11 protein-coding genes are annotated in these 12,619 nt (G+C 69.7%); 5 read left to right on the forward strand and 6 right to left on the reverse strand.

The window, feature by feature from the left end; genetic code table 11:
• Window positions 1-73 precede the first annotated feature (73 nt).
• Entirely contained in the window at window positions 74-442 is a 369-nt protein-coding gene (locus OHA84_RS34660) for an amphi-Trp domain-containing protein (RefSeq protein WP_266967758.1), read from the reverse strand.
• 379 nt (window positions 443-821) lie between these two features.
• Here OHA84_RS34660 and OHA84_RS34665 point away from each other — a divergent pair, with 379 nt between their 5' ends.
• Complete coding sequence (locus OHA84_RS34665; protein WP_266967756.1) at window positions 822-1,142, forward strand: hypothetical protein; 321 nt, start codon at window positions 822-824, stop codon at window positions 1,140-1,142.
• A 133-nt stretch (window positions 1,143-1,275) separates the two neighbouring features.
• Here the strand turns inward: OHA84_RS34665 and OHA84_RS34670 are convergent, their stop codons facing one another.
• Both OHA84_RS34670 and OHA84_RS34675 read right to left on the reverse strand, forming a co-directional pair.
• Complete coding sequence (locus OHA84_RS34670) at window positions 1,276-1,752, reverse strand: SgcJ/EcaC family oxidoreductase (protein ID WP_266967754.1); 477 nt, start codon at window positions 1,750-1,752, stop codon at window positions 1,276-1,278.
• A gap of 105 nt (window positions 1,753-1,857) precedes the next feature.
• Window positions 1,858-2,961, reverse strand: a complete 1,104-nt coding sequence (locus tag OHA84_RS34675; RefSeq protein ID WP_266973817.1) for a serine hydrolase — start codon at window positions 2,959-2,961, stop codon at window positions 1,858-1,860.
• A 454-nt stretch (window positions 2,962-3,415) separates the two neighbouring features.
• Between OHA84_RS34675 and OHA84_RS34680 the strand changes: the two genes are divergently transcribed.
• Together OHA84_RS34680 and OHA84_RS34685 are read left to right on the forward strand one after the other, a co-directional pair.
• Window positions 3,416-4,015: a choice-of-anchor C family protein gene (locus tag OHA84_RS34680; protein WP_266967752.1), complete on the forward strand. Its 600-nt coding sequence runs from the start codon at window positions 3,416-3,418 to the stop codon at window positions 4,013-4,015.
• Between the two features lie 95 nt (window positions 4,016-4,110).
• Window positions 4,111-5,067, forward strand: a complete 957-nt coding sequence (locus OHA84_RS34685) for a restriction endonuclease (RefSeq protein ID WP_266973815.1) — start codon at window positions 4,111-4,113, stop codon at window positions 5,065-5,067.
• Window positions 5,068-5,238: 171 nt separating this feature from the next.
• Here OHA84_RS34685 and htpG read toward each other — a convergent pair whose 3' ends face one another.
• The gene (gene htpG / locus OHA84_RS34690; RefSeq protein WP_266967750.1) at window positions 5,239-7,158 is read right to left on the reverse strand and encodes a molecular chaperone HtpG; all 1,920 of its coding nucleotides are present in this window, start codon (window positions 7,156-7,158) and stop codon (window positions 5,239-5,241) included.
• A gap of 95 nt (window positions 7,159-7,253) precedes the next feature.
• A complete protein-coding gene (locus tag OHA84_RS34695; RefSeq protein WP_266967749.1) occupies window positions 7,254-8,879 on the reverse strand; it encodes a carboxylesterase/lipase family protein in 1,626 nt (541 codons plus the stop codon).
• 287 nt (window positions 8,880-9,166) lie between these two features.
• Between OHA84_RS34695 and OHA84_RS34700 the strand changes: the two genes are divergently transcribed.
• Both OHA84_RS34700 and OHA84_RS34705 read left to right on the forward strand, forming a co-directional pair.
• Window positions 9,167-10,159: a MerR family transcriptional regulator gene (locus OHA84_RS34700; RefSeq protein ID WP_266967748.1), complete on the forward strand. Its 993-nt coding sequence runs from the start codon at window positions 9,167-9,169 to the stop codon at window positions 10,157-10,159.
• A gap of 374 nt (window positions 10,160-10,533) precedes the next feature.
• Window positions 10,534-11,934 (forward strand): hypothetical protein, encoded by a 1,401-nt coding sequence (locus tag OHA84_RS34705; protein ID WP_266967747.1) that lies wholly within the window; start codon window positions 10,534-10,536, stop codon window positions 11,932-11,934.
• A 55-nt stretch (window positions 11,935-11,989) separates the two neighbouring features.
• Here the strand turns inward: OHA84_RS34705 and OHA84_RS34710 are convergent, their stop codons facing one another.
• Window positions 11,990-12,496 (reverse strand): cupin domain-containing protein, encoded by a 507-nt coding sequence (locus tag OHA84_RS34710; protein ID WP_266967745.1) that lies wholly within the window; start codon window positions 12,494-12,496, stop codon window positions 11,990-11,992.
• Window positions 12,497-12,619: the final 123 nt, after the last annotated feature.

Raw genomic sequence — 12,619 nt, forward strand, 5'->3', positions numbered from 1 at the left:
GTACGAAGGGGTGTCCGGAGGCGTACGCCCGGCCGCGTACGCGCGGCGCGGGATCCGCCGGGGGCGGTGCGGCTCACGGCGTCTTCGGGGCGGGTCGCTTGGCGTTCTTGCCGCCGGTGGCCGTGCTGCTCGGGCCGGCCTTGGCGGTGGGCGTGGTCTTTCGCCTCGGGGCCTTCGCCGGGGCGGCGGCCACCTGCGACGGTGCCTTCCGGCTCCGTGAGGTCGGCCATTTGAACTCGATCTCCAGCTCGATCTCCCCGTCGCCGATCTCGATCTCGATCTCGCTGCGAAGGTCGTCGGGGATCCGCAGGCTCAGTGTTCCGGCGCCGAGTTCCAGGTCGACCTCCCCGCCCTTCCTCAGCGCGGTCGCGAGGGCCGTGAGCTGGTCAGCCGCCTCCAGCCGTGACAGCGAGCGCTTCTGCTCAAACTTGAGATCCGACATGTTTCCTTCCAATCCTGGACAGCCAGTGCATACCGTCCATTCTGAGGTCATATGTCGGATCGGACATCCTCATGATTGATCGAGTGCGATGCCGCCGTTTGGGGTGCGCGCCGGGGGTCAGCCACCGGCTCCGCAACCTCCCCGGCCCCGACGGCATCATCGTCGCCTTGGCGGAACAGATTGTCGGGACACGGCCACCGGGAGCCCTGCCCGACCTGCACGGGCGCTCTGAATCGCCACCCGTACCGCGCCGGGGCCGTCGGAAGGGCGGGGCATGTCGCGGTGGAGTTCCGGCATGATTCGGACCTCGCGGACCTCGGGTAGAGGAACCCGAGGCAGGCGGAGAGGTCGTGTCCACCGCCGGCGGTCTACGCTCGGCATGGTGACGGACAACGAGATCCAACTCAAAGCCATCGCCGCTCTCACGGCCCTGCGGTCCGGGGCCGACACCGATTTCGTCTCGGGCCTGCTGGCGGATGTAGTTCCCACGCAGTTCCTCGTCCCCGCCGGGGCCGGTCCGGAAGAGACGGGGCTCGCCGTACTGGAACAGGTGTCCCAGCCCTTCAACGCGCTGGTCACCGGATTCATCCTGGCCTTCCAGGCGGTCGCCGACGCCCATGACGACACCGATCCCGAGAACCCCACCGAGGAACTCCTCCAGAACCTCGCCCTCACCCTCGCCCTCGACGACACCGACTGAGAACGAGCCCGGTCGCCGGGCGTGAGGCCGGGCGACCGAGATGGTCATCCGGCCTCTCCCTTCCCGGCCCCGGGGCGCGTCGGCGCCGGTATCGGAAAGCCCGGAGCGGTTGGCGGGCGCGCGGTCGGCCCGCTCAGCGCTCGGCAGCCGGGACGAGGCCCGGGGCGAGCCTGTACGACACGGCTTCCATGAGCGGCTTGCGCCTGGTGTTGTGGAACGCGGCGATCCGCCACTGTCCGTCCGCTTCGAGGACGACGGTGTACGTCTGCACCTTGCCCGGCTTCCGCGGTCGCTCGCCCTTGTACGTGTCTCCTCGCCCGGTGGCGACCGCCGTGCCGGCTCCGTGGAAGCGGATGTCGAGCATCTCGTCGGCCAGTCGGGTTCCTTTGAGGAAACCGGCGAAGAGTGTGCGGTGGCTCCCCACGATGTCTCGTCGTCCTCGGTAGAGGGTGCCGATGTAGGTGGTGTACGAGGCGTCCTCGGTGAAGAGCGCGCCGTACGCCTCCGCGTCGTGACGCTCCCATGCGGCGACGAGCCGGGCCGGCACCTTTCGGATTCCAGCCGCAGCTTGAAGCGGGCGCGCGGTCAAGGTGTGGAGCCGCCCTCGCACCTGCTCGGGGGCCGCACACCAGGCACACGCCCCCGCCGGGCCGGCGGCGCCGTTCCCGCACCCGTCGCGACTCTCGCCGGACCCCGGGATCGGAGGCTCAGAGGCTCAGCGGCACAGGGCCGTGTCCACGACCTTCTCGACGCGCCTCGTGCCCGCCCCGTCCACCGGGATGCTTGTCACCGTGACATTGGCCGCGCGGCCGTCGTCCGTGACCCCACCCCGGTTCTCGTATCCGTCGATGTCACCGCCGTGGCCCCAGTAGACGCCGCCGCACGACAGGGGCCGGCTCATGATCCCCAGTCCGTAGCCGGCGCCGGTGTCCCCGATGGGGACGGTGGTGCGCATCTGCGCGAGCTGGGCCGGCGGAAGGAGACGACCGGCCAGGAGTTCGGTCAGGAAGCGGTTGACGTCGGAGTTGGTGGAGACCATCTGACCGGCCGCCCAGGCCACGGACGGGTCGAGCCGGGTGGCATCACGCAGGGGCGCGTCCGCCGCGTCCCGGGTGTAGCCGCGGGGATGGGGTTCGCGGATGGTCATGTCGCCGGGGGCCGGGAAGTAGGTGTGGCGCAGTCCGATGCGTTGGATGACGCGCCGATCCACCTCCTCGGCGAACGGTCGGCCGGTGACCTTCTGGACGATCAGGCCCGCCACCACGTAGTTCGTGTTGCTGTACGACCAGCCCTTCCCGGCCGGGAAGACGGCCTTGCGTTGGAAGGCGATGTCGAGGAGGTCGCGGGGTTCGAAGTACCTGTGCTCGCGCATGTCGTCCCCCACGAGGTCTTCGTAGTCGGGCAGTCCGCTGGTGTGCTGGAGGAGTTGACGGACGGTGATGCGGTGTCCGTCGAACCCGTCGCCGTGGACGAGGTCCGGCAGGTAGGTGTCGACCCAGGCATCGAGGTCGATCTTGCCCTCGCCGACCAGTTGCAGGACCACCACCGCGGTGAACGTCTTGGTGCTGCTGCCGATCCGCACCTGACCGTCGACCGGCACTTTCGAGCCGGTGGCCACGTTGCCCACCCCGGCGGTGTAGTCACGGGTGCGGCCCTGACGGTCCTTGACGCTCGCCAGCGCGCCGGGCAGACCGTCCTCGCGTACCAGCGCGTTCAGGCCCCGCTGGACGGTGTCCGGTCGGCCGGCCGCGGACGCCGCCGAGGGCGCCACGGCGCTCGACGCCAAGACGCCGATGACCACGGCGACCGCGGCCGCCACGCCCCTGCGTCGCGGGCCCGTTCGCTGCTGCCGGGAGGAAGGTCGGCTGAGCCATGACTGTTCGCGCACGAGTCAACTCCTGAGGAATCGTTGGGATACCGGCGATGAGTGCCGCATCCAGCTTGTCCACTGACAGCCGACCCGGGCGATCCCGCTACCGCCAAGATCCCAAGGGGGGTAACCCCCGGTGCGGGACAACAGGGCCCACAGCCGTACGAGGTGACCCCGGCGACGTTCACACCCGTTTCGGGCCGGATGCGAAGGGGGCTGCCGTCCGGGCGGCCCGATGCCCGGACTCCGCCGCGAAACGGCTTCCGGTAGCGCCAACCGGTATGACGGCGGTCGTTTCAGCAGGCATGTGCCCCCGCACTCCGGGTCGCGATCCTTGCGCACGCCGGAGAGAGATCACCACAGTTGAGGTGCCGAACCCACCCTCGTCCCTCAGGAGGAACACATGGCGGTTTCCCGTACGTCCCTCGTCGCTGTCACCGTTGCGGCCCTGCTCTGCGCCGGTTCCGGTTTAGCCGCCGCCGCACCCAACGCGGCGGCGGTGAGCCGATTCGACGACGGGAGCTTCGAGTACCCCGCGGCGCCGGTGAACGCGTTCACCACCGTGAGCGCCGGGCAGTCCATCGGCCCGTGGAAGGTCACCAGCGGAGCGGTGGACCTGATCGGCGCCGGGTTCTGGCAAGCCGCGGAGGGGGATCAGTCCGTCGACCTGAACGCCACCCAGGCCGGAGCGGTCGCCCAGACCTTCGCCACGACAGCGGGCCAGCGGTACACCGTGACGTACTCACTCGCCGCGAACCCGGAAGGGGGGCCCGCGGTGAAGACCGGCCGCGTCCTGCTGGACGGTCAGAACATTCAGGACTTCTCCTTCGACTCCACCGGCAAGAACCGCCCCGCCATGGGCTACGTGAACCGCCAGGTCACCTTCGTCGCGAGCGCCGCCTCGACGACCCTCGGATTCGCCAGCACCGTGGCCGGGGCCTACGGGCCGGTCATCGATGACGTCCGCGTCCAAAGCTGCTGCCCCTGCTCCTGCGGCACCTGACCAGCCTCCCCGGCGGCGGCCGGCGCACGGACAACGGCGTGACAGCCGGCCGGTTCCGCCGCCCCGAGCCCGTGGCGGCGGAACCGGAGGAGGGGATGCCCCCGGTCCGCTGCCGCCGCGCCCTGCGATACTTCGTGGCTGTGACCAGCGAAACAACCTCCCGGGCAGCAACCCCGGGCTCTCCGCCAGAAGAACGCGCGATACGAACGTGGCAGGACGCGGAACACAACGCCGCTGCCTGGATGCGCCACTGGGGGTACCTCGACGCGGTCGCCCGGCCCGGGGGCTCCGACGGTGGGATCGACGTGCGGTCGACGCGGGCGCTCGGCCAGGTCAAGTACCAGGCGGCGGCGGTGGGCCGCCCGGAACTCCAGCGCCTGTTCGGCGCACGCGGCCGGAGTCTGGACCGGCGGCTCCTCTTCTTCACGGGCAGCGGCTACACCACGACGGCGGTCGACTACGCCGTCGAGAACGACATCGCGCTGTTCGTGTACGGCCTCAACGGATCGATGACGGCAGTCAACGCTCCCGCCCGACGGATCGTCCAGGACGCTCACGTCTCGGCGGGCGGCTCGCGTGAGGCGGCGGCGGTGCCCGTACCGGAAGGCCCCGGGGCCTCACGGGGCAACCGGCCCGAAGCAGTCCGCCCGCACCCCACCGAACCTCCGGCCGGCAAGCGGAAGAGGCGCCACCCCGGAACCGGTCACGTGCTCCTCGCCGCCCTCCTGGCGGTCATCGCACTGGTCATGCCCGGCTCCGAGTCCTTCACTCCGCGTCCCGACCGGACCGTGGCGACGGCCATCCTCCTCGTCATCCCCTGCGTCCTGCTCCTGCGGGGGCTCACCACGAAGTCGCGCCGCCGCTTCTGGCCGACCGGACTGGGCCTCTTCCTGCTGGACCTTCCCCTGGCCTGGGCAACCAACGCCCGCCTGTGGCAAGGCGACGCCTCCGACCTCCTCCTGCCGACGACACCGGCCGTGCTGTGCCTGCTGAGCGCCGGCCTGCTGTTCCGCTGGAATGCCAGGCAGCCGGAACCCGTCGCGACCGGCTGACGTCCCAGTAGACCGCCGACCGCCGACCGCCGACCGCCGACCGCCGCCCGGACCGCCGGGGACCGGCTCCCGGACCTCGTGGAGCGGGAGCCATCGGCGACCTCGCTCGGCACGGCCGAACGGGGGGTGCGAACACACCCCCCGCTCGGCCGTGCCGGCCGCCCCCATCCGTCACATGGCGTGGGTCAGGCGCTCGGTGAGCAGCCGGGTGAAGCGGGCCGGGTCGGGCAGGTCGCCGCCTTCGGCGAGCAGGGCGCTGCCGTAGACGAGCTCGGCGATCTCCGACAGCGCCGGGTCGTCGGCGTTCGCCTGGTGAGCCGTGCGCAGCGCGATGATCAACGGATGTGTCGGGTTGAGTTCCAGGATCCGCTTGACCTGAGGCATCTGCTGCCCCATCGCCCGATACATCTTCTCCAGGGTCGGAGTCATGTCCTGGGCGTCACCGACAATGCACGCGGCCGATGTCGTCAGCCGGGACGACAGGCGGACCTGCTTGACCTGGTCGGACAAGGCCGTGGTCAACCAGGGCAACAGGGTGGCGAACGCCTCGTCGCGCTTGACCTTCTCGGCCTCGGCTGCCTCGTCACCCTCGGCGGCCTGCTCTCCGAGGTCGACCTGCCCCTTGGCGATCGACTGGAGCCGGTGGCCGTCGAAGGCGGGAACCTGGTCGGTCCAGACCTCGTCCACGGGGTCGGTGAGGATCAGGACCTCGTACCCGTTCGCGGCGAACGCCTCCATGTGGGGGGAGTTCTCCACCGTGGCGCGGGTCTCGCCGGTCAGGTAGTAGATCGCCTCCTGGCCGTCCTTCATGCGCTCGACGTACTCGCGCAGGGTGGTGCTCTTCTCCTTGTCGTGCGTGGAGTCCACCGAGACCAGCGGCAGGAGTGCCTCGATGTTGTCGGTGTCCTCAAGGAGGCCCTCCTTCAGGACGCGGCCGTACTGGCCCCACAGCAGGCCGTAACGCTCGGAGTCGGCTCCCTGCACGTCCTTGAGCGCGCCCAGGACCTTCTTCACCAGACGGCGCCGCACGTTGCGGATCTGGCGGTCGTGCTGAAGGATCTCGCGGGACACGTTCAGCGACAGGTCGTGCGCGTCCACCACACCCTTGACGAAACGCAGGTAGTTCGGCATCAGCGCTTCGCAGTCGTCCATGATGAACACGCGCTTGACGTACAACTGCACACCGCGCTTGCTCTCCCGCGAGAACAGATCGAACGGGGCCTGCGAGGGAATGAACAGCAGCGCCTCGTACTCGAAGGTGCCTTCGGCGCGCATGTGGATGGTCTCGGCCGGGTCGAGCCAGTCGTGGCTGATCTGCTTGTAGAACTCGCTGTACTCGGCCTCGGTCACCTCGCTTCGGGGGCGTGCCCACAGGGCCTTCATCGAATTGAGCGTCTCGACCTCGCCCGTGGCGGCGTCGCCGCCGTCCGTGGACTCGGCAGCCATCCGGATCGGCCAGCGGATGAAGTCCGAGTACTGCTTGACGATCTGGCGGATCTTCCAACCGGCCAGGTAGTCGGCCAGCCCGTCCTCACTGTCGGCCGGCTTGAGGTGCAGGGTCACCGAGGTCCCCACGGGCAGGCCCTCCACGGCCTGGATCCGGTAGCTTCCCTCGCCGTCGGACTCCCACTGGGTTCCCGCCTCGGAGCCGGCTCGACGCGTACGCAGGGTGACCTCGTCGGCGACCATGAAAGCGGAGTAGAAGCCGACGCCGAACTGGCCGATCAGGCTCTGCGCCGCGGCCTCGTCCTTGGCATCCTTGATCTTCTGCAGAAGACTGGCCGTGCCGGACTTCGCGATCGTGCCGATCAGCTCCACGACATCGTCCCGGCTCATGCCGATCCCGTTGTCGCGGACGGTCAACGTCCGGGCATCCTGGTCGACTTCCAGCGCGATGTGGAGGTCGGAGGTGTCGACCTCCAGTTCCGCGTCGGTCAGCGACTCCATACGGAGTTTGTCCAGGGCGTCGGAGGCGTTCGAGATCAACTCGCGCAGGAAAATGTCTTTGTTCGAGTAGATCGAGTGGATCACCAACCGCAACAACTGGCGGGTCTCGGCCTGGAATTCCAGCGTCTCGACACTGCTACCCACGGGGGCTCCTTCCTTATACGGATGAAACGCATGATATGCGGGATCCCCTGCGGTTCCGGAGCGCGTACCGCGGCAGTCCAGGCCGGTCCCGCACCTCACCGGGGCAGACGATCCCAGAACGCGCAGTGGTGTGCGGCGTTCACATCGACGGGACGGACACCACCCGGCCCGGGAGCCAAGGCCTGCACCGTCCGCGGTGACGAGGGGCGCAGGACGGGCCAGCGCGGGGCGTCGGAATGGTTCGGGTCGCCGGTGCGCGCGAAGCTCGTCCAGTAGTCGACCATCCGGTGGGACAGGGCGCGTTGGGTGTCGGTCAGCGGTCGCTCGGTGGGGAAGGAGGAGAACAGATACGGCAACTCGAAGCCGTGCGCGGCGCCGTAGGGGAAGCCGGGATTCGCCGGCAGCCCGGAGAGCACGGGTGCGTCCGGATCACTGAACTCGTATCCGTAGAGGGGCAGACCGGGGGCGTGGGCGGCGATGGCCCGGTCGGCTGCCAGTGTGGTGCAGCCGAGGGAGCGATCGGTCAGCACCGCGGCCCAGGCCAGCGCGGGCGTGGGGTGGTGTGCTGCCGGATACTCCGCCTCGACGTCCGGGGCCGAGCTCGCGAACGCGTCGACCAGGCGGGCACGGTAGTCGTTCTCGGTGTGGATCGGGAACGCGGCGAGCGACAGGCCGACGAACATCCGCATCTCATCCCGATTGGTGCCCTGGATGATCGGCACGCGGTGGAAGCGTCCCGACGTCAATGCCTGGCGCGGCGCCTCGGGCAGCAGCGCGTTGCCGAAGGCGGGCCGGTTGAAGGACTGCATCAGCTGCGCGGTGGCGAGGCGATCCGTGCTCAACCCGCGCAGGCACGCCGACACCTCGTCCGGGGTGCCCGTCACGCAGCCCAGCTGCCGGGCGGCGTCCGTGCCGGCCGTCTGGACGTCGCGCTGGGAGGCGAAGGGTTCATAAGCCGGGGTACGGGGACCGAGGGCCCCGGACGGGAAGGACATGAGGCAGGAACCGCTCTGGAGCACGGCCCGCTGGAAGAGCCCGACGGCCGTCGGCGAGGTGAGGTGTGCGCAGACGCTCAGGGCACCCGCCGACTCACCGAACAGCGTGACCCTGCCCGGATCGCCACCGAAGCGCTCCGCGTTCGCCCGTACCCAGCGCAGGGCGGCCTGCTGGTCCGCCAGGCCGAACGGCGGTGCGGAGCCCAACCCGGGATGGCCGAAGTAGCCGAAGATCCCCAACCGGTAGTTGACCGTGACGACGACCGCGTCACCCCGTACCGTCAGCTCCCGGGTGTCGTGGTCACTGCCGGAACCGCCCAGGAACGCGCCGCCGTGCATCCACACCAGTACGGGCCGCTTCTGCCCGGCAGGCGTGTGCGTCGGCGTCGGCGTCGGCGTCGGCGTCGTGACGTTGAGGTAGAGGCAGTCCTCCGACCCGACGACCTCGCCCGCCCCCGGCGCCGGCATCTGCACACAGCGTTGGGCCGCAGTCGTCGCGTCCCGGACACCCTGCCACCGGGCAGCGGGCACCGGGGCGCGCCAACGCAGCGGTCCGGTCGGCGGCGCGGCGTAGGGGATGCCGCTGAAGCTCGTGTACGAGCCGTGTGACACGCCGCGTACCAGGCCGTGGTCGGTCCGTACGACGGTCCCGTCCCGCCCCGCGGAGCGCGGGGACCCGGCTTGCGCGCCGGTCGCCGGGACGGCGGTGGCCGTGAGGAGAGCCACCGCGCAGAGCAAGGGGAAGAGCAGCGCACGGAGCCGGCGCTCTCGGCGTGGACGGGGCGCTGCCGGGGTTGGAGACATCGGAGTTGGAGACATCGGGGTTGGAGACATGCGTACCTTCCGTTTCCGGTTCGGACGCGATCGGTCACGCGGTCGGCCGAGGCTGCCATGAGGGCGCCACGACGCAGGCCAGGCTTCAACGAGGCCTGAGCAGCGGGGAACCGGTGTGAACCGACGCGGTCGGTGCTCAGTACGCTAGGACCTCCCGTGCGCTGGAGGTTCAAGGGGCTGTGACGCAAGACACGTGGAGCATCGGTGAACTCGCGGCCGGAACGGGGGTGCCGGTCAAGACCCTCCGCTATTACTCCGACAGCGGTCTGCTGCCCGTGACCGCCCGCAGCACCGGAGGCCATCGGCGCTACGGCCCCGAGGCGTGGGAGCGGATCCGCCTCATCAGACGTCTACGGGCGCTGGACACGCCGATCGCGACCATCACGCGGGTGGTCACCGGTGAGTGCTCCCTCGGCGAACTGGTGGCGACCGAACTCGAAGTGGTTCAGGAACGAATGACCGAACTGCGGTGGCGCCAGGCCACGCTCAAAGCCCTGGACGACTGCTCGATCGAGGTACGGCTCCGGCGCCTGGAGATACTCTCGCGCGTGCAGCGGCTCCCGCAGGCACACCGCGGCCTCACCGACCACTGGTATCGGGAGCTGTCCGGAACCATGCCGAAGCACCGGCTCGACATCATGATCGCCATGTTGTCGCCCGGCCCGCCGCAGGACCCCGAACCGGCTTCGGCCTTGGCCTACGCGGAGCTTCATCTACTGGTCTCCACACCCGGTTTCACCCGCTGGACCCAGGACCACGAGGAAGAGATGAGGGATGGGCCGGCCTTCTACGGGGAGATCGACGAAGCCGCCGCCTTGACGGCCGCCGCCCTGGCCCAGGGGCTGCCACCCGGCGCCGGGGACGCGGTCAACGCCTTCGTGTCCGCCCACGCGCGAGCCCGGCGCGAGTCGGACACCCCTGCCTTCCGTGAGTACCTGCACGGGCTGGTGTCGAGGTCATCCGGCTTCGACCCGCGCCTGGAGCGCTACTGGGCCCTGGTCGGCACGGCCACCGACGGCCGCGTGCTGAACATGACGGTGGCTCACAGGTGGCTGACCGACGGGCTGTCGATCTCGATGTCCCGCGACGCGCCTTCGACTTCGAGGGGCCGGGACTCCATGAAGGACACGAGCGGTGCGGAAGCCGCGGGAAGCCGAGGGGAACGGTTCTGAACGGCGTCCTGGGTGAGGGCCCGCGGTGTCACCGCCGAAGGCGTCAACTCGGCGATGTCTGATTCACCCCGGTGAGGGCGATCCCGAGGCGTGCGGCGGAGGCTTTCGGTCACGACGGGTTGGGCGGGGGAATGGCAGCGTGGCATATGTGGTGGAGGCGACGTGCCTTCGGCGTGCCGCGGAACGGCCTGGCGGGAGTCGCTCCGGGGTGGATCACCCAAACCCGGCGTGCGGAATTGACCGAACCCGGCCGCTCGTCACTTTACGTGTTCATCCGGGCGTGTTGTCCTCACTGAGTGTTTCGGCTCCGCGACGGCACGCAGAGATGCGGCCGGTCAGCGGTGCGTTCAGCAGCGTCGACTCAAGGGGAGAACATGGCCACACCTCCTTCTGCTCCGCTCCGGGTTGCCCTGGCCAACGGCAGCTTCGAAGATCCCTCCGTCACCGGCGTGGAGATCCTGCCGGACGCCTCACAGACGCAGGCGTCCAAGCGGGTTCCGGGCTGGCTCACCACCGCCACCGACCACAGGATCGAACTCTGGCACTCGGGCTTCCAGGGAGTACCGGCAGCCGAGGGAGCCCAGTTCGCCGAGCTCAACGCGAACGAGGTCTCCACCCTCTACCAGGACTTGCCGACCACCCCCGGGACGAAGCTGTACTGGCGGCTCTACCACCGTGGCCGTCAAGGGGACGACACCATGGCGCTGGACATCGGGGCGCCGGGCTCCACGGCGGAGCAGAGGCGCTTCACCGACGGCAACACCGCCTGGGGTTACTACACGGGCACCTACACCGTCCCGGCAGGGCAGACGCTGACACGCTTCGCCTTCCGTTCCATCTCCGCCGCCGGCGGAAACCGCGGCATCGGCAACTTCCTCGACGGCATCTTCTTCGGCACCGCTGCCTACACGGTGCTCGACAAGACCGCGATTCCCGCGGGGCCGCTGGAGGTGGGCGACGTCGTCACCTACCGCATCACCGCCAAGAACGAGGGCGGTGGCGGGGCCGACAACCTCATCCTGACCGACGCCATCCCGCAGGGCACGACGTATCTGCCCGGTTCGCTGCGCATCGTCGACGGTCCGAACGCGGGAGCGAAGAGCGACGCCCAAGGTGACGACCAGGCGTACTTCGACGCCGCGGCGAACAAGGTCGTCTTCCATCTCGGCAACGGAGCTTCCGCGTTGCAGGGAGGCAGCCTGCCCAGCACCGAGACCCTGCCGGCCGGAACCACGGTGGAGTACCGGGTCACCATCGAACGGGCCGCCGGCGGCAAGCAGATCAGCAACACCGCGACCGCCTCCTACGAGAACCGGCTCGGCGACAGGCCGGAGCCCTTGACGTCCACGTCCAACGAGCAGATCACACAGGTCAAGCCCGCCGCCGACCTGACCGTCGCCAAGGCCGCCGACGCGACCACCGTCACCGTCGGCCAGACGGTGACCTACCGCGTCACCGTCCACAACACCGGCCCGAACCAGGCCTCCGGGGTCACCGTCACCGACCGACTTCCGGACGGGCTCACCTTCCTGTCAGCCGACGGCGCACCCGGGAGTTACGACCCTGCCACCGGGCAGTGGACCGTGGGCGATCTGGCCGTCGGCGCCACTGCCACCCTCGTGTTGCGGGCCAAGGCCACCAAGGCCGGCCTGATCGCAAACACCGCGAGCGTCACCGGCAACGAAAGGGATCCGGACACCACCGACAACACCGACTCCGTATCCGTGTGCGTCGAGCCGGCCCCGTCCTGCTGTGACCCCTGCGCCACCCGGTAGTGGCCCCACAAACGGTGCGTTGAGCATGAGCGAGGTGCCCGCCGAGGGGGAGGGCTCAGGCCTCGTCGGCCGGGAGGGCGTACAGGTGGGGGAGGTTGACGACGATCGCCTCCTGGGTGCTGCGGGCGATGACGACCACGGCCTGCTCGGCGGGATCCGGGTTCTCCTCCCGGTGGGGCACGAACGGTGGGACGAATACGTAGTCGCCGGGGGAGGTGCGCAGCCGCACCTCCTCGGCCGGGTCGCTCGTGTCGTCCAGGAAGACGAACTCGGGGTGTCCGCTGACCACGTAGATGGCGGTCTCGGACTCGCCGTGGTGGTGGTCGGAGGAGGCGGTCGAGGGCGCCACGTGGGTCTGGCCCATCCACAGCTTCTCGGAGCCGACCGTCTTGCCGCTGACGGCCGCGACCCTCCGCATGCCACCGCTCTGGGCGGTGTCACCGTCCAGGGAGCCCGCGCGTACGTGATGCAGGCGGGTGCGCAGCGGCGCCGTCGGGCGGTCCGGTGCGTCGGGGAGGTGCGGGTGGAAACCTTCACCGGGAATCGTGGGCGGCTCGCTCATGGCCGGGACGCTAGGGGGCCGCCACAAAGGATGTCAAGAGGTGTCCTTTGCCGTTCACCTGCGGCAACGTAGCCGCAATGTGGAGTGCGGAGCAGTTGAAGCCCTTCGGGCCGGCAGCGTGTC

Source organism: Streptomyces sp. NBC_00513 (assembly GCF_041431415.1).
GTDB lineage: Bacteria > Actinomycetota > Actinomycetes > Streptomycetales > Streptomycetaceae > Streptomyces.

What these genes read in the sequence shown, in the direction of transcription:
- OHA84_RS34665 (WP_266967756.1), top strand. Translation starts at nt 822, where the DNA reads ATGGTGACGGACAACGAGATCCAACTCAAAGCCATCGCCGCTCTCACG.
- OHA84_RS34685 (WP_266973815.1), top strand. Translation starts at nt 4,111, where the DNA reads ATGCCCCCGGTCCGCTGCCGCCGCGCCCTGCGATACTTCGTGGCTGTG.
- OHA84_RS34680 (WP_266967752.1), top strand. Translation starts at nt 3,416, where the DNA reads ATGGCGGTTTCCCGTACGTCCCTCGTCGCTGTCACCGTTGCGGCCCTG.
- OHA84_RS34710 (WP_266967745.1), bottom strand. Translation starts at nt 12,496, where the DNA reads ATGAGCGAGCCGCCCACGATTCCCGGTGAAGGTTTCCACCCGCACCTC.
- OHA84_RS34660 (WP_266967758.1), bottom strand. Translation starts at nt 442, where the DNA reads ATGTCGGATCTCAAGTTTGAGCAGAAGCGCTCGCTGTCACGGCTGGAG.
- OHA84_RS34705 (WP_266967747.1), top strand. Translation starts at nt 10,534, where the DNA reads ATGGCCACACCTCCTTCTGCTCCGCTCCGGGTTGCCCTGGCCAACGGC.